General features: G+C 63.9%; 21 protein-coding genes. 3 read left to right on the forward strand and 18 right to left on the reverse strand.

Annotation, left to right across the window (positions count from 1 at the left end):
* Positions 1-9: 9 nt before the first annotated feature.
* The 6 genes from P9M14_09480 to P9M14_09505 form a co-directional block, all read right to left on the reverse strand.
* Positions 10-1077, reverse strand: a complete 1068-nt coding sequence (locus P9M14_09480) for an alpha/beta fold hydrolase (protein MDP8255968.1) — start codon at positions 1075-1077, stop codon at positions 10-12.
* Complete coding sequence (locus P9M14_09485) at positions 1074-2372, reverse strand: DUF362 domain-containing protein (GenBank protein MDP8255969.1); 1299 nt, start codon at positions 2370-2372, stop codon at positions 1074-1076. The genes P9M14_09480 and P9M14_09485 overlap by 4 nt, the downstream gene beginning before the upstream one ends.
* A 102-nt stretch (positions 2373-2474) precedes the next feature.
* Positions 2475-3626, reverse strand: a complete 1152-nt coding sequence (locus tag P9M14_09490) for an acyl-CoA dehydrogenase family protein (protein MDP8255970.1) — start codon at positions 3624-3626, stop codon at positions 2475-2477.
* Positions 3627-3633: 7 nt separating this feature from the next.
* Positions 3634-4776: an acyl-CoA dehydrogenase gene (locus tag P9M14_09495; GenBank protein MDP8255971.1), complete on the reverse strand. Its 1143-nt coding sequence runs from the start codon at positions 4774-4776 to the stop codon at positions 3634-3636.
* Positions 4777-4797: 21 nt separating this feature from the next.
* Positions 4798-5583: an enoyl-CoA hydratase-related protein gene (locus P9M14_09500; protein ID MDP8255972.1), complete on the reverse strand. Its 786-nt coding sequence runs from the start codon at positions 5581-5583 to the stop codon at positions 4798-4800.
* A gap of 22 nt (positions 5584-5605) precedes the next feature.
* Positions 5606-6784 (reverse strand): acetyl-CoA C-acyltransferase, encoded by a 1179-nt coding sequence (locus tag P9M14_09505; protein MDP8255973.1) that lies wholly within the window; start codon positions 6782-6784, stop codon positions 5606-5608.
* A gap of 193 nt (positions 6785-6977) precedes the next feature.
* Between P9M14_09505 and P9M14_09510 the strand changes: the two genes are divergently transcribed.
* Positions 6978-7376, forward strand: coding sequence for a hypothetical protein (locus P9M14_09510; protein MDP8255974.1), 399 nt, complete (start codon positions 6978-6980; stop codon positions 7374-7376).
* A 22-nt stretch (positions 7377-7398) separates the two neighbouring features.
* Here the strand turns inward: P9M14_09510 and P9M14_09515 are convergent, their stop codons facing one another.
* From P9M14_09515 to P9M14_09565, 11 genes are all read right to left on the reverse strand, one after another.
* Entirely contained in the window at positions 7399-8637 is a 1239-nt protein-coding gene (locus P9M14_09515; protein ID MDP8255975.1) for an aspartate kinase, read from the reverse strand.
* A 19-nt stretch (positions 8638-8656) separates the two neighbouring features.
* A complete protein-coding gene (gene tsaE / locus P9M14_09520; protein ID MDP8255976.1) occupies positions 8657-9133 on the reverse strand; it encodes a tRNA (adenosine(37)-N6)-threonylcarbamoyltransferase complex ATPase subunit type 1 TsaE in 477 nt (158 codons plus the stop codon).
* Between the two features lie 22 nt (positions 9134-9155).
* Complete coding sequence (locus tag P9M14_09525; protein ID MDP8255977.1) at positions 9156-10724, reverse strand: NAD(P)H-hydrate dehydratase; 1569 nt, start codon at positions 10722-10724, stop codon at positions 9156-9158.
* Entirely contained in the window at positions 10721-11446 is a 726-nt protein-coding gene (locus tag P9M14_09530) for a pyridoxine 5'-phosphate synthase (protein MDP8255978.1), read from the reverse strand. The genes P9M14_09525 and P9M14_09530 overlap by 4 nt, the downstream gene beginning before the upstream one ends.
* 37 nt (positions 11447-11483) lie before the next feature.
* Positions 11484-12845, reverse strand: coding sequence for a phosphoglucosamine mutase (glmM, locus tag P9M14_09535; protein MDP8255979.1), 1362 nt, complete (start codon positions 12843-12845; stop codon positions 11484-11486).
* A 53-nt stretch (positions 12846-12898) separates the two neighbouring features.
* Positions 12899-13852, reverse strand: a complete 954-nt coding sequence (locus P9M14_09540) for a CdaR family protein (GenBank protein MDP8255980.1) — start codon at positions 13850-13852, stop codon at positions 12899-12901.
* Positions 13853-13855: 3 nt separating this feature from the next.
* The gene (cdaA, locus tag P9M14_09545) at positions 13856-14746 is read right to left on the reverse strand and encodes a diadenylate cyclase CdaA (protein ID MDP8255981.1); all 891 of its coding nucleotides are present in this window, start codon (positions 14744-14746) and stop codon (positions 13856-13858) included.
* On the reverse strand, positions 14736-15593 hold the full coding sequence (gene folP / locus P9M14_09550) for a dihydropteroate synthase (GenBank protein MDP8255982.1): 858 nt from the start codon (positions 15591-15593) through the stop codon (positions 14736-14738). Before folP ends, cdaA begins: the two co-directional genes overlap by 11 nt.
* Complete coding sequence (ftsH, locus tag P9M14_09555) at positions 15594-17558, reverse strand: ATP-dependent zinc metalloprotease FtsH (protein ID MDP8255983.1); 1965 nt, start codon at positions 17556-17558, stop codon at positions 15594-15596.
* Positions 17559-17658: 100 nt separating this feature from the next.
* Positions 17659-18951 (reverse strand): tRNA lysidine(34) synthetase TilS, encoded by a 1293-nt coding sequence (gene tilS / locus P9M14_09560; GenBank protein ID MDP8255984.1) that lies wholly within the window; start codon positions 18949-18951, stop codon positions 17659-17661.
* 86 nt (positions 18952-19037) lie between these two features.
* On the reverse strand, positions 19038-19580 hold the full coding sequence (locus tag P9M14_09565; GenBank protein MDP8255985.1) for a hypothetical protein: 543 nt from the start codon (positions 19578-19580) through the stop codon (positions 19038-19040).
* Between the two features lie 115 nt (positions 19581-19695).
* Between P9M14_09565 and P9M14_09570 the strand changes: the two genes are divergently transcribed.
* Both P9M14_09570 and P9M14_09575 read left to right on the forward strand, forming a co-directional pair.
* Positions 19696-20193, forward strand: a complete 498-nt coding sequence (locus P9M14_09570; protein MDP8255986.1) for a nitroreductase family protein — start codon at positions 19696-19698, stop codon at positions 20191-20193.
* Positions 20194-20473: 280 nt separating this feature from the next.
* A complete protein-coding gene (locus P9M14_09575; protein MDP8255987.1) occupies positions 20474-21460 on the forward strand; it encodes a GTPase in 987 nt (328 codons plus the stop codon).
* Between the two features lie 230 nt (positions 21461-21690).
* On the opposite strand, the gene P9M14_09580 is transcribed toward P9M14_09575, so the two are convergent.
* The coding region (locus P9M14_09580) for a hypothetical protein (GenBank protein ID MDP8255988.1) at positions 21691-22149 on the reverse strand (459 nt) is incomplete at its 5' end.

Below are 22149 nucleotides of genomic sequence, written 5' to 3' on the forward strand. Positions count from 1 at the left end.
TGACGCGCCTTACTGGTGAGCGGTCACCCATTCGAAAATGTAGGGGTGGATCTCGGCGACGGCTCCGTCGCTGATGATCACGTCGCCGTGGCCGTAATCCTGGATGTTGCCGTTGGCGCGGCCGAACACGCGGTAGGTCTTATCGCTCGAGGCTACACGGTCATAGGCGAAACGCACCGCCTCGGGCGTTCCCAGGTAGTCCAGCTTGCCGGCAACTGCCAACAGCGGCACGTCGAATCCGGCCAGGCAGTCCTGATAGTTCATCGTCCCCGCAGCGTTGTAGAGTTCCAGGTTGCCGGCCATCTGCGATAGCTGACGGATAAATCCCATCGAGATGTTGGGGATCGAGTTGTAGGCGTAGCGCGTGATGATCGAGTCCTGGAATCCGTCGACGTTGGCGACGAGGAATGCCGAGGACTTCAGGTCGTCGGCCAACGGCGCGGCCAGGCGCATCAGCCTACGTATGCGCAGGGTCTTCCAAAAGCGCGGCGTGTGCCCGGCGATGACGGCGAAGCGCTTGGTGTAGTCGTCGCCGTAGAAGATCATCGGGCTGGCCACCGCCACCACCGAGTTGATTCGCGAGCTGTCCACGCACCCGGCGTAGGAGTAGATCAGCATCCCGCCCATGCTGTGGCCAATCCAGTTCAGGCTTTGGGCGCCGGTCTGCTCGATAACGAACTCGATGATCGCCGGCATGTCGTAGTTGAAATAGTCGTCGTAGTTCCAGCCCGCCTTGGGGCCCTGCTCGGGCGGGACGCAGCCGTTGCGGCCGCGCAGGTTGACCACGTAGACCTCGTAGCCGCGCCGGGCGAAGTAGCGCGCCAGACTGTATTGCTCGTCCATGTCAAACACCGCGGTGGTGCTGGTCGCGCCGTGGCACATCACCACCGGCAAGGCGCCGGGCCGCGGCTGCTCGGGGCGATAGTGCACGGCGAACAGCTGCCAGCCGTCCTGGGTCAAAATGCTCTCGTGCTGCTCAAGCGGGTAGCTGATTTCGAGCTTGGGCCAGATGCAGCCGGTCGCGGCCATGGTGAGCAACACCAGCAACGCCAAGATCGGGACGATACGGATCTTCATCTCAACGAAGGTATCCGCGAACGGCAGCCGTGTAAACGGGCTTGCGCCAACAGGTACAGGCTGTGCGGCAGCGAAAACGGCGAGAGTTTGAACGTGTTGACGTGCATCAGCCGCTTGACTTCAGTGGCCATGCGCGCCAAGTCGTTATGCTCGTCCACGACCCTGATCCGGCGTCGCGGGTAGCGCTCACGCAAAATCGGCAGGGCCTCGGCCACTGCGCAGGGTCCGATCACCAGGATCGGCCCCGGGGGCAAGTTGTCGAGCTCGCGCGGGTCGAACCCCTTGCCGCAAACCAGCGTGAAGCCGCCCTTGCCGCCGAAGTCGCCAGCCAGGTATTCGATGAAGACCTCGGTGTTGCCTTTGCAGCCCTCGGTGCAGGCCAGCTGCGAGCCGCTGACAATCCGCAGGTTGTCGGGAAACTTGCGCAGGATCTGATAGGGCAGCGGCTTGTCCGGCAGCTCGGGCAGCTCGCCGCGGATCTCGATCTGTTCCAGGTCCGCCGTTCCCAGGCCCCAATCGCGGCAGATCCGCAGGTGTTCGATCTCGTCCACCGAGTAGCCGAGGATCTTCGCGCCCACGGTGTCCACGGCCAGGGTGTCCCAGCCGCCGATCACCACGCCGCAGTGCAGCATCGCCTGGTCCAGATTGGCCCGCGCCGGGAAGTGGCCGTAGCGCATGGCGTCCTTGGCGTCGATTAAAGTGAAGTGCGGCCGGATCGCCCGGTAGATGCGCGCCAGCCTGCGATGCAGGCCATGGTGGGTGTGCTCGAACATCTTGTCCGCGTCGTCGAGCAACCCTTGCTGGTTTTTCACGCCCAGGGTGACCACGCTCATCGAGTGCGTCTTGAACTTGGGACAGTTGAGGTAGAACGCGTCGCCGTGCAACACCTCGTCGTGAAGCACCTTTGGAAATTTGACCGCCTCGGGCTCGTCGCCGAGCAGCATGCGCATGTACGGCTGCTCGTCGAGCAACAGCTGCTCAACGCCGAAGCGCTTGCACAGCGCCGAGTAGCCCGTGGCGGCGAACACCAAGCGGGTGAAGCTGCCGTTGGTGCAGTTCTCCATCAACGCCAGGCGTTTGTAGCCGTTGTCGCGCAAATGGGCGAACAGCGCCTCGAGGAACTCCAGCGATGTGAAATGCTCGGGGTCGAACCCCACGCCGTTGGGCTTGATCAGCACCCGCCGCGCCGGATCGGCCAGCCACTTCACGCCGCTGAAATGCGAGAAAGCGTCTTCAATGGCCTCGGGATAGCCGGGGTTTAGGCAAGATACGGCGACGACGGTTTTCTTGGACATCAACAGACCTTTAGCCCGGATTATTCCAGGCCGTCAGAGCGGTCGGGCCAGGCGATGCAGATATTAACACGCTCCAATCGGCAGGTCAGCTCGAATGGCTACTCAGTCGGCGAGCTGTTCGCGCGCGATGACGATCCGCTGCACCTCGCTGGTCCCCTCGTAGAGCATGGTCACGCGCGCGTCGCGCAGGTGGCGTTCCACCGGGTACTCGGCGATGTAGCCGTAGCCGCCGTGGATCTGCAATGCGCGATTGACCACGCGGTTGGCAGCCTCGGTGGCGTAGAGTTTGGCCATGCTCGCCTCGCGGGTGTAGCGCACGCCCCCGCGCTGCTTGAGCGCGGCCGCGCGCAGCAGTAACAGCGTGGCGGCGTCGAGCTCGGTGCGGCTGTCGGCGAGCATCCACTGGATAGCCTGAAGTTTGGCAAGGGGTCTGCCGAACTGCTCGCGCTGCTTGGAGTACTCCAGCGCGGCATTGAGCGCCGCCTCGGCAATGCCGATCGCCAGACCGGCCACGCCGAGCCTTCCGGAATCGAGGCTGGTCATGGCGATCACGAACCCCTGCCCCAGATCGCTTAAGCGCGCGGTGTCGGGCACACGACAGTCATCGAAACTCAGCGAGGCGGTGTTGGACGAGCGCTGGCCCATTTTGTCCTCGTGCCCCAGCACGTGCATTCCTGGATTGTCGCGGTGCACCAGGAACGCCGAGATCCGCCGCGCCTTGCTCTGATGCTGCGGATCGGTCACCGCCATCACCAGCACGGTCGAGGCGGTCTCGCCGTTGGTGATGAAAATCTTGGAGCCGTTGACCACCCACTCGTCGCCGTCGCGTACGGCCTTGGTCCGCAGGTTGGTGGCGTCCGAGCCCGCCTGGGATTCGGTCAGGCCGAAAGCGCCGATCGGATGGTCGCCGGAGACGATCTGCGGCAGCCACAGCCGGCGCTGCTCCTCGTTGCCGAAGCGGTAGACGTTCTCGGCGACCATGTTGGTCACACTGGTCGAGACCGCCACCGAGGCGTCGCCGCGGCCGATCTCGATCATCGCCAGCACGTATGCCACCGGCCCGACCTCCGAGCCGCCGTATTGCTCGGGCACGTTCATGCCCATCAGGCCCAATTGCGCCATCTGTTGCAGCTGCGGCAGGTGGAACTCGCCGGTGCGGTCGCGCTGGGCTGCGCCCGGTGCGAGCTGCTCGGCGGCGAACTCGCGCACGGTCTGCTGCAGCAGCCGCTGCTCCGAACTAAGCTCGAAATCCAACTTGCGCTCAGTCTTTGAGCAGGTTGGCTGCAATCACCAACCGCTGGACTTCGCTGGTTCCCTCGTAGATCTCGGTGATCTTGGCGTCGCGGTAGTAACGCTCCACCGGGTACTCCTTGCAGTAGCCGTAGCCGCCGTGGACCTGGATCGCCTTGTTGGTGGCGCGCATCGCGGTCTCCGCGGCGAACAGCTTGGCCATGCTCGCCTCGCTGATGTAGTTCTTGCCTTGGTCTTTGAGCCAGGCCGCGCGGCGCACCAGCAACCGGGCGGCGTCGATCTCAGTGGCCATGTCGGCCAGCATCCACTGGATCGCCTGGAGCTTGGCGATCGGTTTGCCGAACTGCACGCGCTCCTTGGCGTAAGCCGTGGCCTTCTCCAACGCGGCCGAGGCAATGCCCACGGCCTGGGAGGCGATGCCGATCCGGCCGCCGTCGAGGGTGCTCAGGGCAATGCGGAAACCTTTGCCCACCTCGCCCAGCAGATTCTCTTTAGGAATCTCGCAATCCTCGAACACCAGCTCGGCCGTGGAGCTGGCGCGGATGCCCATTTTGTCCTCGACCTTGCCCACGGTTAAGCCCGGAGTGTCTTTTTCGACGATGAAGGCGGCGAGGCCCTTGTAGCCCTTTTCCTTATCGGTCTGAGCAAAGACGATGGCGATGCCGGCTTGGACCGCGTTGGTGATAAAGTTCTTGGTGCCGTTGAGTACCCAGCCGTTGTCGGTCGGGACGGCAGTGGTCTTCAATGCCGCGGCGTCCGAGCCCGCACCGGGCTCGGTCAGGCCGAAGCAGCCGATCTTTTTCCCCTGGGCCAGCTGCGTGAGGAATTTTTGCTTTTGCTCCTCGGTGCCGTATTTGTAGATCGGGTCGGAGCCCAGGCTGGTGTGAGCCGAGAGAATCACGCCGGTCCCTGCGCAGGCTTTGCTGATTTCTTCCACGGCAATGGCGTAGCATTGGTAGTTCATGCCCGCTCCGCCGTACTGCTCGGGATAGGGGATGCCCAGCAGGCCCAGTTCGGCCATCTTGGCCACGATCTGTTCGGGAAAGCGATGGTGCTCGTCAAGCTCGGCGGCGATCGGCTCAATCTGCTCGCGCGCGAAGTCGCGCGTCATGTCGCTCATCATGCGCATTTCATCGTTGAGTTCAAAATCCACTTTATCTCTCCTCGGCTCGGTTTAGCGATCCTTGAATTCGGGCTTACGCTTGTTCAGAAAAGCCTGCATCCCCTCGACCTGGTCGTCGGTGGAGCACAGCACGGCGAACGCCTCGCGCTCAAATGCCAGGGCGTGACTCAGATCGATGTTCACGCCGCGGTTGATGCACTCCTTGCCCAGGCGCACGGCCACCTGGCCTTTGGCCGCAATCTTGCCCGCGAGTTTGAGCACTCGCTGCATCAGCTCGTCGGCCGGCACAACCTGGTTGACCAAACCGATGCGCAGCGCCTCCTCGGCGTTGATATTCTCACCGACGAGCACCAGCTCTTTGGCCATCGCCTTGCCCACCAGCCGCGGCAGGCGCTGGGTGCCGCCGAACCCGGGAATGATCCCGAGCTTGATCTCGGGCTGGCCGAACATCGCCTTGTCCGAGGCGTAGATAAAATCGCAGGCCATGGCGATCTCGGTGCCGCCGCCCAGGGCGAATCCGTTGACCGCGGCAATCACTACCTTGGGACAGTTCTCGATCGAGCTCAGCACGCGCTGGCCCATGCCCGCGAATTCGTTGGCCTCGATCGGACTCAGGTCGACCATCTGTGAAATATCGGCGCCGGCGACGAACGCCTTTTCCCCACCGCCGGTGAGGATAGCCACCCGCACCTCGGGATCCTGGGCCACGCGAGTGAACGCATCGCCCAGCTCGGAGAGCGTTGGGCCGTTGAGCGCGTTGAGCACCTTGGGACGGTCGATGGTCACAACCGCCACACCGCCCTCGCGCACCTCGTACTTAATGTTCTCGTAGTCCATGGCTATTCCCCCGAGTGAAGTTTCAGACCTTCTCGAAAGTCATGGCAAAGGCCTCGCCGCCGCCGATGCACAGCGATGCCAGGCCGCGCTTGGCTTCAACTCTGCCCATGCCGTGCAGCAACGTGGTCAGCACCCGCGCGCCGCTGGCGCCGATCGGATGGCCGATGGCCACCGCGCCGCCGAACACGTCGATCTTGGACGGGTCGAGCCCGAGCTTGCGCTGGGTGTAAAGGCTGACCACGGCGAACGCCTGGTTGATCTCGTACAGATCGACCTGATCGTGGGTCCAGCCGGACTTGGCCAGCACCTTCTCGATCGAGCCCACGGGCGCGCGCGGGAAGTTGAACGGCTCCTTGCTGTCGGTGGCCTGGGCGATTACGCGTACCATCGGCTCCAGCCCGAGTTCGCGCGCCTTGTCCGCGGCGATCACGACTATCGCGGCCGCGCCGTCGTTGATGCTGCTGGCGTTGGCCGCGGTGACCACGCCGTCGGGCGAAAACGCGGGCTTGAGCTGGGGGATCTTTTCGAACTTGACCCGGCCGGGCTCCTCATCGTCTTCAACCACCGTCACCTTGCCCTTACGCCCCTTGACCTCCACCGCAATGATCTCGTCGCGGAAAGCCCCGCGTTCGATCGAGTCCAGGGCGCGGCGGTAAGAGTCGGCGGAAAAAGCGTCGAGATCCTCGCGGCTGATCCCCTCCTCCTTGGCGCAACGGTCGGCGAACTGTCCCATGGGCACGTGCTCGTAAGCATCCCATAGTCCATCCCAAAGCATCAGATCGAGCACCGTGATGTTGCCCATGCGATAGCCGAAACGGCTCTTGGTCAGGGCGTGCGGGCCGAGGCTCATGTTTTCCATACCGCCGGCCACTATTACGTCGGCGTCGTTGCACTGGATCGCCTGGACCGCCAGGCCCACGGCCTTGAGGCCCGAGCCGCAAACCTTGTTGATCGTGGTCGCGCCCACGCTGTCGGCAAGACCGGCCCCACGCAACGCCTGGCGCGCCGGAGCCTGGCCCTGGGCCGCCGGAATCACGCAGCCCATGATCACCTCGTCCACCGCGTCAAAGGGGACCTTGCCGCGCTCAAGGGCGGCCTTGATGGCGATCGCTCCCAACTCGGCCGCGGTCACAGTTGAAAGAAATCCATTGAAGCTGCCCACGGGCGTGCGGGCCGCGGAAACGATCCAAACCTCGCGCATTGCAACCTCCGGCAATTGACGTCTGGTCCGGCCGGACCAGGGCGTCTAGAGTCGAAAAATTCGACTGGGAATATTGTATTTAACCGGCAATAACGCCCCTGTGGGGCACCGCAAATTAGCAGATATCGCGAGGACGGTCAACGCGCGAGGGCCGCGGCTTGCCCGACTTAGCGGCTGGAGCTAAAATCATCCCATGAATGTCTGTCCGCAATGCAAACGGCTCACCGCTGAATCACAGATCTGCTCCCAATGCGGCAGCGCCCTGATCAGCGACGAACAATGGCGCCAGCGCCTGGCACAGCAGGGAGCAGCGCTCAAGGCCGAGCGCATCGAGGACGAGCAAATCCCGGCCCAGTCCGCAACGGCCGCGCCGCAGCCCGCCTTCGCCCCGACCGGACCACAGGGCTACGCGCCGCCGGGCTACACCACGCCCTATCCCCAGGCAATCTACACGCCGATGCCCATGGCCCCGCCGCAACCGGCCAAGCCCAAGCAGCCGCTGCCGCCCTATTTTGCGCTGAAGCTGTTGTTGGGATCGGCCCTGAGCGTGGCGCTGTTCGCAGGAGCGTTGATCGTCGCGTCTTTTATCTGATCGATTAAAAAATCAGCGGTCGTTAAAACACTTCCTCGGTGACGCACTCTTTATCGAGATCGAACGCGTCGTGCAGCGCACGCACCGCCAGCTCGGCGTACTTATCCTCGATCAGCACGCTGACCTTGATCTCGGAGGTCGAGACGAGCATTACGCCGATGCCCTCACCCGCCAGCGTCTTGAAGGTCTTGGAGGCGATGCCCGAGTGGTCCTTCATGCCCACGCCAATGATCGAGATCTTGGCCACGGCCGGGCCGCGGTCGACCCCCACGGCCTGCATCGCCTCGGCCTGCTTGCTCAGGATCTTGAACGCGCGATCCTCGTCGAGCTTGGGCACGGTGAACGAGAAGTCGGAGAAGCCCTCGACCGAGCGGTTCTTGATGATCATGTCGACGTTGATGTCCGCGCCGGAGATCGGCTGAAATACGTCGGAGGCCACGCTGGGCTTATCGGGCACCCCGATAATCGTCAACAGCGCCTCCTTGCGGTTGTAAGCGATTCCAGTCACCAACATGCTTTCCATGCCCGGCTCCTCCTTGGTTACCAACGTTCCCGGATCGTCGTTGAAACTTGAGCGCACGCGTAGCGGCACGTTGTAGCGTTTGGCAAACGCCACTGAGCGGATCTGCAACACCTTCGCGCCCTGTGAGGACATCTCGAGCATCTCGTCGTAGCTGATGCGTTCAAGCTTGCGCGCCTTGGGACAGATGTTGGGATCGGTGGTGAACACGCCGTCCACGTCGGTATAGATCTCGCACTCGTCGGCATTGAGCGCCGCGGCCAGCGCCACAGCCGTGGTGTCCGATCCGCCGCGTCCCAGCGTGGTGATGTCGCCGCCCTCGTCCACGCCCTGGAAGCCGGCGACGATCACGACCTTGCCATCTTCGAGCTGACGCAGCGCCGCCTCGGGATCGATGGCCTTGATCCGCGCGCGGCAAAACTTGTCGTCGGTCTGAATCTTGACCTGATGGGCCAGCAGGCTGATCGCTGGTACACCCATCTCGTTGAGCACGATCGTCATCAGCGCGATGCTCACCTGCTCGCCGGTGGCGAGCAGCACGTCGAGCTCGCGCTCAATGGGTTTGGCCGCCGCCTCGGCCGCCAGGCCAAGTAGTCGATCGGTCTCGCCGGCCATCGCCGAGAGCACCACCACCAGCTTGTTGCCCTCAGTGCGGGTCCGCGCAATGCGTACGGCGACGTTGCGGATTTTCTCCATACTGCCCACGCTGGTGCCGCCGTATTTTTGCACTATTAAGGCCATCGCTACTCCGGATGATTAATCATGCTTTAACTGCGGCGCACAATAACACATGCGCGCTGTCGGTGGGACTGAGCAGCGCCCGCCGCCCCTGCCCGCTATAGCAAAGCTCGATCTCGAGCCTGCCGGCGGGAAGCTGTGCGGGGAACTTGTCGGCCCACTCCACTGCACAGGCGCTGTCGTAGCCCTCCAACGCCTCGTCCAGTCCGATCTGCTCGAGCTCCGCGGGGCGCTCCAGGCGATAGAAATCGACGTGGTACAGACCCGGCGCGCCGGGATAGAACTGGATCATGGTGAAGGTCGGGCTGTGCACCTGCTCGGGGTCGAGCCCCATGCCCGCGGCCAAGCCGCGCACCAGGGTGGTCTTGCCGCTACCCAGCTCGCCGATCAACGCCAACACGTGTCCGGGCTTGATGGCCCGGCCTAGGTCGCGACCCAACGCCTCGGTGGCCGCGGCGTCGCCAAGCTCGATTATTATTTCAGCGCTGTCGGATTTCATCGTATCGGCGACCGTTGTGCTTTTAATTCTCGGGATCCTCGCCCCGAGCCTCGCGTTCGAGTCGCCTGAGGCACTGCGGCAGCTCGTCGAGCAGATCCCCGGCGATCAAGGCCCGCTCGCCGATCCGTTGGGCGACCCGGTCGCCGGCCATGCCGTGGATGTATGCAGCAGCAGCAGCAGCATCGAATTCGTCGTTCCACTGGGCCCACATCCCGAGCATCATCCCGGCCAGTACGTCGCCCGTGCCGCCCGAGGCCATGCCCGGATTGCCCGTAGGCACGATGGCGGCCAGGCCCTCGGGCCGGGCCACGATGCTCGTTGCGCCCTTGAGCACGGTGACCGCACCGGAGCGCTCGCTGATCGTTGTGGCCGCGAGCAGCCGATCGGCCTGAACCTCGTCGGGAGAAACGCCGAGCAGCCTGCCGGCCTCGCCCGGATGCGGCAGCAGCACGGTCGGGCCGCGGCGTGCGGCCAGCTCGTCGAGGCGTCCTGCCCAGGCGTTGAGCCCATCGGCGTCGATCACCAGCGGCTTGCGGCAGCGCAGGGTGAAATCGCGCGCGAACTGCCGCGCGTTCTCCTCCGCTCCCAATCCCGGCCCGAGCAGCACCACGTCCTGGGTGCGGGCCAGGGCCAGCGCCTGGTCCAACGACTCGGCGCACAGCGAGCCGTCGAGCTCGGGCAGCGGCCGGGTCATCACCTCGGTGAGCTTGTTCTCAATAATCGGGGCCAAGCAGCGCGGCACGGCGCAAGTCACCAGCCCGGCGCCGACCCTGGCGGCGGCCAGCCCGGCCATGCACACCGCGCCGGTCAGCCCTGGGCTCGAACCGAATACGGCAACGCGGCCGTAAGAACCCTTGTTGCTGTCCTGGGGTCGCGGCATGAACAGGTCAGAGAAATCGTCGCGCTCGAGCAGGCCCACGCACAGGTCGTAGCGGTCGATCACCTCAGGCGGAATCGAGATGTCGACGACCTCCAGCTTGCCGCACTGCGAGCGTCCGGGCTCGAGCAACTGGCCGATCTTGGGCAGGCCGAAGGTCAGCGTAACCTCGGCACTGATGCAGGGGCCGATCAGCGCACCGCGATCCGAGCTCAGGCCCGAGGGGATGTCCACGGCCAGCACCGGGGCCATGCAGCCGTTGACGCGCTGGACCGCCTGGGCGAGCAGTCCGCTCAGCGGCCGCTGGAGCCCCGTGCCAAGCAGCGCGTCGACCACCAGTCCCACGCGCAGGTCCAGGGTGCGCAGGCCGCGGCCGTCGGTGATCTGTTTGACCTTGACGCCCATTGCGCGCAGCACGTCGAGGTTGATCCTGGCGTCGCCGCGCACATCGTCGGCCCTGCCAAACAAGTAGACACCGACCGGCACGCCTTGGTTGCTCAGATGGCGGGCAATGACAAAGCCGTCGCCGCCGTTGTTGCCCTTGCCGCAGAGGATGGTCACGCCGCGGGACAGCCGGTCGCCGAACGACTCCAGCGCCTTTTCAGCGCAGGCACGTCCGGCGTTCTCCATCAGCACTACGCCGGGCAGGCCCAGCCCCTCAATGCAGGCGCGGTCCAGCTCGCGCATCTGCTCCGCGTTGACCGCCGGTATCACCGCCGCGCCCTGCGGATCGCGTCGATCATCTCGCGTACCGCACGCTCCATGCCAACCAATGCCGCCCGGGCAATGATCGCGTGCCCGATGTTGAACTCCTCGATCTCGGCCAATGCGGCCACCGGCAGGAGGTTGCGATAGTCCAGGCCGTGTCCGGCATGGCAGCCCATGCCCAGCTTGCCGGCGAGCTTGATGCTGTTGACGATCTCCTGCAGCTGGCGCTCGCGTTCGGGCCCCGGCGGCGATTCGCAATAGCGGCCGGTGTTGATCTCCACCGCCTGGGCGCCGACCATGTGCGCGGCCTTGACCTGGTCGAGGTTGGGGTCGACGAACAGGCTGACGTGCACCTCGCGCTCCTTGAACAGCGCGATGTTGTTCTTCAGCGTGTCGCGGTGCGTCATCACGTCCAGGCCGCCCTCGGTGGTCAGCTCATCGGGACGCTCGGGAACGAAGGTCACCTGGTCGGGAGCGATCGACATCACCAGGCGGATCGTGTCCTGCTCCGTGGCCATCTCCACGTTGAGCCGCGTTTTGAGCGTGCGGCGCAACATCTCGAGGTCGCGCTCCTGGATATGGCGACGATCGGCACGGATGTGCACGGTGATCCCGTCGGCGCCCGCCAGCTCGCACAGCAGCGCAGCGGCTACCGGATCGGGTTCCTGGGCCTGGCGGGCCTGTCGCAGGGTGGCCACGTGGTCGATGTTGACGTTCAAACGTACCAACTTACTTCCTCCTCTGATCCGCCGACCCGGCGGCAGTCTATTTAGCACCTATCTCGCTGTCGATTACCTCGATGATCTGGTCGCGCAGACGCTCGATCTGCTGCATGCTCTCGCCCTCGATCATTACTCGCGCCAACATCTCGGTGCCCGAATAGCGCACCAGCACGCGTCCCCTGTCGGCCAGCTCGGACTCGGCGGCTTCGATCGCCTGGCAGACTCGCGGTATTTGCGTCATGTCCGGCTTGGAGGCGACCTTTAGATTGCGCAGTACCTGCGGCAGGCTGGTCATCACCTTGGACAGTTCGCTCAGCGGCTTGCCGCTCTGAGCCATCAGCGCCAGCACCTGCAGCGCGGAGAGCGTGCCGTCGCCCGTGGTGGCGTGATCGAGGAACACCAGGTGGCCCGACTGCTCGCCGCCGAAGTTGTATCCGTTGCGTCGGAGTTCCTCGACAACGTAGCGGTCTCCGACCTGCGTACGCAGCAGCTGGCAACCCATCTCGCGGCAGGCGATCTCCAGGCCGATGTTGCTCATTACCGTGGAGACCAGGGTGTTGCGTCGCAGCTCTCCGCTTTGCAGCAGCGCTTTGGCTATCATCGCCATCACGTGATCGCCGTCTATCACCTCGCCGTTCTCGTCGGCCAGGATCAGGCGGTCGGCGTCGCCGTCGAGGGCCACTCCGAGCTGTGCCCCGTTGCGACGTACCTGGTCGCACATCACCTCGGGGTGCAATGCGCCCACTCCGCAGTTGATATTTACACCGTCGGGCTCCGCGCCGACCAACACCACCTCGGCTCCGAGCTCGGTGAACACCAGCGGCGCCACGCGGTACGCCGCGCCGTTGGCGCAGTCGAGCACGATCTTGTAGCCCTCGAGGGTCATCCCTTTGGGAAAGGTGTTCTTGAGAAACACCACGTAGCGCCCCACCGCGTCCGCCACGCGCGCGGCTTTGCCCACGTCCGCGGCCTGGCAGCGCTGTTGCAGATGCTCGCCGTCCTTCATGTAGCGTTCGATCAGCGCCTCGGTCTCGTCGGGCAGCTTGAACCCGTCGGCGTCGAAAAACTTGATCCCGTTGTCTTGGAACGGATTGTGGCTGGCGGAAATCACCACCCCGGCGTCGGCGCGCATGCTCGCGGTCAGAAAGGCGATGCCCGGCGTGGGCAACGGTCCGACCAGCAACACGTCGACGCCCATCGAGCAAATGCCCGAGGCCAGCGCGGTCTCGAGCATGTAGCCCGACAGCCGCGTATCTTTGCCGATCAGGATCTTGTCGCGTCGGCCCTTGCGGCGCAGAAAGACCTGGGCCGCGGCCTGGCCGATGGCCATTACGGTCTCGGGGGTCATCGGCTCGGAGTTGGCTACTCCGCGCACTCCGTCGGTTCCGAAAAGATGGCGAGTCAAACTCGATCCTCCAGCCCGGCGCAATTCGATCGGTCTATGGCCGTTTGCGGCCCTCAGTGCAGCTTGACCTTGACCTGCTCGAATTTATCCGGACCCTTGACACCGCCGACAGCGTCCGCCGGCAGTTGAATCATTAACTTCGGACGCAGCAGGTAGCTGCCGCGTTCCAGTCCGTTGCCGTCGATAACCAGCCTCACGTCGCCGGGATTGAGCCGTTCGATATCGATCTGCGGTCCCTCGATCTTCACGCTGAGCTGCGGCGGTTCGACGCCGAACTTAAGCTCGGTATTGATCACCTCGATCGGCAGGTCCTCGAGCTCGACCGCGGCCATCCGCGGCTCGATCTGGATCAGCACGCTGATCAGGCTTACGCCCTTGACCACGATCGGCCGGCCCGTGGTATCCAGCCCCACCTCGACCTGGATGTTGCCGCGGCGTCCGTTGACGTCCAACGGCTCGGTGGGCAGCGATACCAGCGCGCCGACAACCGAGCGCGGCCCTTGGATCACCACGGTCTTGGGATCGGTGACGATCCGCGCCGGGTCCAAATCGTGTCCGGGGGCCGGTTGGCCCACGGTGACGACCTCGACGCCGACCTCCTGTTCGATCAGTTCCTCGAACTCGATCGAGATCTGACTGGGCTCGATGGAGGTCACAATCACGTCGCGCGGCAGCACGGCGTCGATCTTGCGCTTGTAAATGCGGTAGGTGTAGACCTCGGGCTCGGTGATGTTGGAGACGTCGATGTTGTAGATCAGCTTGTCTTCGTCGATCAGTTCGATGTCGCGCTCGCGCCCTTTGACACGGATTTCGATCTCGGAAGGCAGGTCGCCGATTCGCGCCAGGCCGGTCGGGTCGCCGGTCTGGATCAGCTTAAGCTGCCGGGTGACCTCGATCACGTCCTGCCCTTCGCCCATGCTCACCATCAGGTAGAGGATCAGCGCGAACAGCAAACTCAGCAGCTTGAGGTGCAGGTTCTCGAAGATTTTTTTCCTAATCGCGACCATCGCTCATCCGATCATATTGCTGAGCATCATCCGCAGATCCTCGGGGGAGGTCACCGGCCGCAACGTGCCGTCGACGACCACCGTGGCCTCGCCGCGCTCCTCGCTGACCACGATCACCACCGAGTCGCTCTCCTCGGAAATGCCCAGCGCGGCGCGATGCCGGGTACCCAGGTCCTTTTCGATCTCGATGTCCGTTGCCAGCGGGAAAAACGTGCCCGCCGCCACGATGCGTCCGCTACGGATTACCACTGCGCCGTCGTGGATCGGCGAGCTGGGCATGAAGATCGCGGTCAGCAGGTCCTTGTTGACCGCGGCGTCCATCTTGACCGCGTCGTCGATGTACTCCTTGAGCCCGGTGTCGCGCTCAATGGCGATGATCGCACCAATGCGGCGATTGGCCAGGGTCGAGACGGTCTGCACCAGCTCGGAGACCAGCTCCGTGCTCTGCATCTCGTGGGATCCAAAAAACGGTGCTTTGCCCACACGCGCCAGGGCCCTGCGGATCTCGCTTTGGAACAGCACGACGATCACGAGAATGAAGTTGGTTAAAAAGCTGGCGAGGATGAAGTTCACGACCTTCATCTCCAGCTTAATCGCCACCCACTGCACCACCAGTAGCAGTGCCAGGCCGAGCAGGATCTGCGTGGCCCGCGTGCCCTTGACGATCAGTATCAGGCGATAGATGACGTAGGCCACCAGCAGAATGTCGACCACGGTCACCAGGCCGCCGGCTAGGTCGGCGAAGGTCAGATCCTGAAGGAACGAGCCCTCGCCCGGGGCTTGGATCGCCCGGCTGATCGCGGTCGATCCGTCGAGCGGTGTCGCTACGGCTTCGCCGGCCGCGGCCGGAGTGGGCGAGGCCTGGGCCACGAGCAGCGGCGCGTTACGAAGCATTGCGAATCGCCTCGGCGAGCTGCACGGTCTGCCGCAGTTCGCCCACGTCGTGGATGCGCACCACCCGCGCGCCGGCCAAAATCGCCGCGGTCACACTCGCCGCGGTGCCCATCAGCCTCTGGTCGACCTCGGCGCCGCTGAGCACGCCGATGAACGCCTTGCGGCTGGCGCCGATCAGCACCGGCCGTCCGGCCCGGGCGATGCGCGCGAGGTGTTTGAGCAGGCTCAGGTTGTGCCCGACGGTCTTGCCAAATCCGATGCCCGGATCCACTGCCAACGCCGTGGGCTGGATGCCCGCGGCCAGCGCCCGGGCCTTGGCCGCCTCGAGGTATTCGATCACCTCGGAGACTACGTCGTCGTAGACCGGATCGTGCTGCATGTTCCTGGGCTCTCCGCGCATGTGCATCAGCACCAGCCCCGCGCCGTTGCGCGCCACGGTGTCGGCCATCTGCGGATCGGCGGACAGTGCGCTGATGTCGTTGACGATCACCGCCCCGGCGTCGATTGCGGCCTGGGCCACAGCGGCCCGGCTGGTGTCCACGCTGATCAGGGCGTCGATCTCGCCGCGCAGTCGCCGGATTACCGGCACCACGCGCTCGATCTGCTGCTCGACGCTCACCGGATCGGCGCCGGGACGCGTCGACTCTCCGCCGACATCGACAATCTGTGCGCCATGGGCGACCAGCTCGATCCCGTGCTCGACCGCGCGGTCCGCATCGTGGTAGCGGCCGCCGTCCGAGAAGGAGTCGGGCGTGACGTTGACCACGCCCATGATCGCCACCCGCTGCTCGAGGTCGAGGTCGAAACCCCTGGCTTTCCAGCGGTGGCAAGAGTTCGATTGCGCCATTTAGTCTTCCGGCTGTTCAGCAGGTTCGGGGGTCTCGGACCGCCGTTCCTCGTCCCCCTGCTTCTCGGGATTCTCCGTCGTTTCCTCTTGTTCGTCGAGGGGAACTGCGCGCAACGGCTTGGCCTGCTCCGGCTGCTCCTCGTCATCGTCGAGACTCGCCACCTTGCGGTCCGGCGGCTTGCGCTCCAGCGGCCGGTTGTCGATCACCTGCCTGATCTCGTCGCCGTCGAGCACCTCGTACTCGAGCAACATCTTGGCCAGGCGATCCAGGGCGTCGCGATTCTCGGTTATCAGCTTCTTGGTTCGTTCGTACTGGTCGCGGGCGATGCGGTCGACCTCGCCATCGATGCGCTGGGACGTGTCCTCGGAATACTCCAGGTGCTGGGCCATCTCCTTGCCCAGAAAGATCATTTCGTCGTGCTTGCCGAAGGTCACCGGGCCGAAGTCCTCGCTCATGCCCCATTCGCAGATCATTTTACGCGCCACGCTGGTCACGCGCTCCAAGTCGTTGCCCGCGCCGGTGGTGAGGTGGTCAAGGGCCAGCTCCTCGGCAACACGCCCGCCGAGCAACACGGCGATGGAGTTGAGCAGGTATTCCTTGGTGTAGGTGTGCTTCTCGTCGATGGGCAATTGCTGGGTCAGGCCCAGGGCCATGCCGCGCGGGATGATGCTCACCTTGTGGATCGGGTCGGCGCCCGGAATCAGGCTCGCCACCAGCGCGTGGCCCGCCTCGTGGTAGGCGGTGTTGATCCGCTCCTCCTCGGAGATGATCATGCTGCGCCGCTCGGAGCCCATCATCACTTTGTCCTTGGCCATCTCCATGTGGCGCATCGCCACTTTCTGCCCTTCCTCGCGCGCCGCGACCAGGGCCGCTTCGTTGATCATATTGGCCAGGTCCGCTCCGGTGAAACCCGGTGTTCCGCGGGCCAGCACGCTCAGGTCGACGTCGATGTTCAGCGGTACCTTGCGGCTGTGCACGCGCAGAATGCCCAGTCGGCCCTTGATATCCGGAATCGGCACCACCACCCGCCGGTCGAAACGGCCCGGCCGCAGCAGCGCCGGATCGAGCACGTCCGGACGGTTGGTCGCAGCGATCAGGATCACACCCTCGTTGGACTCGAAGCCGTCCATCTCGACCAGCAGCTGGTTTAGGGTCTGCTCGCGCTCGTCGTGCCCGCCGCCCAGTCCGGCCCCGCGATGGCGACCCACTGCGTCGATCTCGTCGATGAAGATGATGCACGGCGCGTTCTTCTTGCCCTGGATGAACAGGTCGCGCACGCGGCTGGCGCCCACGCCGACGAACATCTCGACGAAGTCCGAGCCGGAGATCGAGAAGAACGGCACGCTGGCCTCGCCGGCGATCGCCCGCGCCAGCAGGGTCTTGCCCGTGCCCGGCGGGCCCATCAGCAGCACGCCCTTGGGAATCCGGCCGCCGAGCTTGGTGAACTTCTTGGGGTCCATCAGAAACTCGATGATCTCCTCGAGTTCGTCTTTGGCCTCGTCGATTCCGGCCACGTCGGAGAACGTCACTTTGTTGTGTTTATCCAACATCAGCCGGGCGCGGCTTTTACCGAAGCTCATCGCCTTGCCGCCGCCGCCCTGCAGCTGCCGCATCAGGAAGATGAAGATCCCGATCACCAACAGAATCGGGAACCAGGTGACCAGGAAACTCATTAACGGCGAGGGACCGATGGGCAACACCGTGTACTCGACCTTGGGATCGGTGGCCTCAAGCAGCTCCTGCAACCGTTCGTTGAACAGACCGGTAGTATGAAAGCTCTGCTCGTTGACCAGCAGACCGGTGAAGTCCATGTCCTTGACCGTCAGCTCGGTCACCTCGTTGGCTTGGACTTTTTTCAGAAAATCGGAATATATGAGGTTCTCGACTCCGGTATCCTCGCTGACGTACCTAAATAGCAGGATAAACATCAGAATCAGGATTAAAAACGCGGCAAGATTCTTCATGTACGGCTTCATAAAGTCTATATTTCCCCCGGGCGCAAAGCGCACCAATGACTATCCGGTCCTGCCGGATATTAAACCATAGGTACCCTATTGTGCATTGTCAACGAAAACGTACCCATATGATCGATTTCGAGACCTGATTGGGCGCGACGCGTTGCGCTACGGGCAATCCGCTGCCGCCGATCACCCCTTGCGAGTCGACCAGCAGCAGGCACTGTCTGCGCTGTAGGGTCTTGAAACCCAAGCGGTCGAACAGCTGCTTGAGCTTTTGCTCGCCGGAGGAACCCTGCGGGGCGTAGCGATCGCCAAAGCGGTATGTCCTGCAGCACAGCTCGCCGACGATCCGCTCCGCGTCCAACTCGAGAAGCGGCGTTTGGCACTCCGCCGGACTTTGCAGCACCTCGATTGATCCGTGTTCGCCGGGCAGCCGCGTCAGGCCGGGCACGGCCAGCGGCACCGGATCAAAGGGGCGTCCCACAGGCGGCTGCGCAGTCTCGGGGCCGATCCAGGCCGTGTCGCCCAAACGCTCGATTCGCAGACCGCGCGGCAGGTCGGCGCGGCTCTGCGCTGCAAGGCCGCATACCACGTCGCGGCAGAGCTCCAGATGGCGCGAGCTGATTTCGAAACGCGCGGCGCGGCCCAGGGCAATGCGCAATACACGCAACGCCAGCGCCTCGGGCAGGTCGCGCAGCCCGTTGGGTTCGATCAATAGGTTGTCGCGGCCGTCGGGTTTCACAAGTTCCTGTTCGGCCTGCACAGCCAAATGATCGAGAGCCTCGTCCTCCAGGCGGGCGATGCGCGCCAGGCGCAAAATTGAGCGGGCGGTGCCCTGCCCCAGCTGCTGATAAACCACAGGCAAGACTTCGTGCCGAATGCGGTTGCGCGTGTAGTGCGGGTCGCGATTGGAGCTGTCGACGCGGTACTCGATCGAGCACTGACGCGCATATTCGATCAGCTCCGTGCGTCGAAAAGGCAGCAGCGGGCGCACGAACGGGCCGCGCTTTTCCGGGATGCCCGCCAGGCCGTGAATCCCGGTGCCGCGCGAGAGTCTGAATACCAGAGTCTCGATCACGTCGTCGGCGTTATGTCCGGTGGCGATCTTGTCCAGGCCGTGTTCGCGGGCAATATTTTCCAGGAACGCCTCGCGGACCTTGCGCGCCTCGCCCTGCACGCTTTGCTCGCCGGCCCGCACCTGCGCCCGGCCCTCGTACAGTTCGACGTCCAGGTCCGCGGCCACGGCCCGGCAGTGCTCGAGATCGGCGTCGGCCTCGGCCCCGCGCAGGCCGTGATGCAAATGCGCCGCGGCCAACTTCAGTCCGAACTCTTCGCGCAACGAGTGCAACAGGTGCAGCAACACGTGCGAATCCGGTCCGCCCGAATATGCCGCCAGCACGCGATCAGCGGGCGCGATCAGGCCCGTGTTTCGCAGGTGCGCCCGGAATCGTCTACGCAGGGAACCCGTTTTATTCTTTCTCCGGCTCAGGACTTCTCTTCGGCGTAAGTGATGGTGAACGTGTTCTGATCACTGTCGTTGCCCGCGGGGCTGACCGTGATCGTGCAGTTCTTGTCGCCCTGCTCGAACACCAGGGTCTTGCCCATCGGTGTGGCCATCGACCCGTTGAGCTTCCAGCCCTGGGATTTGAAGTGGCCCTCGTAGAAACTCGAGATCTTGTCCGCGTCGGCCTTGGTCTGGAAGGTGCCGAACGCACCGTCGTCGCCGACCATTACCATCACCGGCTTGGCGCCATCGAAAATCTTGGCCTCGGGCGGCCAGTTGCTGGGCATGCTCACATTTTCGCCAAAGGCCATGGTTCCGCCGCTGTTCTCGTCGCCGCCGGAGATCGTGATCGTTCCGCCTTCGCTGTCTATCTCTACGTCGCCGCCGGCCTGCTGCTCGGCCACCCTCTCCAGCGCCTCGCTGGCCAACTTCTCGCCGCAGCTGCCGCAACCGCTGACGAACACGAAAACGAGCATCGCGAGCAGTGCAATGCCAGCCACTGTGAGTTTACGCTTGGTATACATCGGACCTCCTAATTTCTGGGTGGCAAGAGTCTACAACGGCCGCCAAATCCTGCCAAGCCGCAGGCGTCTTCTACAGAAAACGGGATTGTTGTATAAAGTCGATATGGAAAATCAAGTGATCGATGCGATCCTCAGCCGCCGGTCGATTCGCCATTTCGACGAACAGCCGGTAGACCAAGCCGCACTTCAGCGGATCCTCCAGTGTGCCAGGTACGCCCCGTCGGGGATGAACAATCAGCCCTGGCGCTTTGCCGTAATCACCGACCGCGAAAAGCTTAGGCAGCTTGCGCAGTGCACCAAGTACGCGCCGGTGCTGCTCGGGGCGCGGGCGGCGATCGCCGTGTTTCTGGATAGCTCGGTTAGCTACAGTCACCTCAAGGACGCCCAGGCCGTGGGCGCCTGCTGCCAGAACATGCTGCTGGCGGCCCACGCCCAAGGGCTCGGCGCGGTCTGGCTCGGCGAGATCCTCAACCACGCGGCCCAGGTCGGCGAACTGCTCGGTGCGCCGACGCAACTGGAGTTGATGGCGGTGATCGCCCTGGGCCATCCGGCGGAAAAACCCGAACCGCTGGGCAGGCTCGAGCTCGAGCAGCTGGTGTTCGCCCGCTTCTGATAACCCGGGCTACTCATGGGGGTTCGTATACGAGATGCGCAAGCTGCCGCAAGAACAAGGAAGCTCTCCTAGGTTGTGGTTCACCGATGTTTTGCACGACGCGGGGCGGTTCGTTGGTCAACGACCAGCGCGATACGCGAGCTTTGCGGGCGGCTCAAAGCCGCCTCCGCAGGCGTACCCGCTGAGGTACGTCGAGCACGGATCGGCAAGGATGACGCAGTTATTGCGAGCAGATCGTGCATCGCAGTAGAAGCCCTATGAGTAGTCCGGGTTAACCGCAATGCCGGCCAACCTCACCGCCGACTACCTCGCCGCCGAGAAACGGTACAAAGAGGCCCGCGAGCCGCAGGAGCGGCTGGGCCATCTGGAGGAGATGCTGCGGCTGATCCCCAAGCATAAGGGGACCGACCACCTGCAGGGCGACATCAAGCGCCGGATCAGCAAGCTCAAACAGAGCCTGGAATCCAAGTCCTCGCAGAAGCGTTCGTTCGACTACTCGATCCCCAAGGAGGGGGCCGGACAGGTGATCCTCGTCGGTCCGCCCAACTGCGGTAAATCCAGCCTGGTCGCGGCGCTGACCAACGCCGCGCCCGAGATCGCCCCCTACCCCTACACCACGGTCAAAGCGGCGCCGGCGATGATGCCCTACGAGGATGCGTCAGTGCAGTTGATCGACGCACCGGCGGTCTGCGCCGAACATTACCAGACCTGGATGAACGGCCTGATCCGCAACGCCGACCTGGTGCTCTCGATGTTCGACGCCGCGTCCGACTCGATCGTCGACGACTACATCGCGATCAACGGGCTGATGGAGCAACACCGCATCCGCTTCGATCCCGCGCCGCAGGACCGCTTCGACCCCGACGGCAAGGCCTGGTGCAAGGTGCGCTACGTGGCGAACAAGGTCGAGCAGCCCGGCGCCCTTGAGAACCTGGCGATCTTCTTCGAGCTCACCGGCGCGCCGCTGGAGTTCATCCGGATCGACACCCGCTCGCTGCTGGGGATCGAGCCGTTGCGCGGCCTGATCTGGCAGGCGCTGAACGTGCTACGGATCTACACCAAGGCGCCGAGCAAGCCGCCGGACATGCGCAGCCCGGTGATCCTGCCCGTGGGCTCGACCGTGCTCGATTTCGCGCGCTCGATCCACAAGGACTTCGCACGCAATCTCGAATTTTGCCGGATCTGGGGCGAGGCTAAGTACGATGGAATGCGCGTGCCGCGCGACCACGTGCTGTGCGACCGCGACGTGGTCGAATTACACCTTTAAGACACCGGCAAAGCTCGCGGCAGCTATGAGCTGCGGCAAGGCACGCGTAGTACGCTGATCTTAATGCAACGACCCACCCCGCGGCGTACGATTGGGGATGTGGGGTAAATCGATCTTTGCGTGCAGGCTCTCCGGGGCGGCTTGGATATAAAATAGCCCCGGCCGATTTCCATGAAAAAAGGCCCCGGCAGATGCCGGGGCCTTGAATTGCTACTTGGTAGCGCGAACTATCAGTCGGCAGTGATCGTCCAGGTAACGTCCACCTGGTTGCTCTGCGCACCACAGATGTCCGTCCAATAGATGTTCATCTCATAGGCGCCGGCCGCCGGGGTGAAGGAGAATCCGTAGATCAGGCCCGACTCGTCGGTGGAGCATCCCAGCTCCTCGGGCAGAGGCGAGTCGCCGGCTTCCCAATCCCACTCGACAGTTCCGTCCAGAGTCATCTTGGACCAGAACTCGCCGCCGGGCAGGTTGCAGTCGTCGTCTGCATAGGCCATGCCCAGGAAGTAAGAGGCAATATCGCCAGCGGCGAAAGTGATCGGCGCGGTGAAGGCGCCGTCGTTGCTGCCGTCGCCGTCCTCGTCGTACTGCATCTCGAAGCCAAGCAGCTCGGGGGCGGTGTTGTCGGTGCAGTCGTCGTCGTCGTCGTCATCATCATCGTCGTCGTCGTCATCGTCGTCGTCGTCGAG

It is taken from the genome of Candidatus Alcyoniella australis (assembly GCA_030765605.1).
GTDB classification, from domain to species: domain Bacteria; phylum Lernaellota; class Lernaellaia; order JAVCCG01; family Alcyoniellaceae; genus Alcyoniella; species Alcyoniella australis.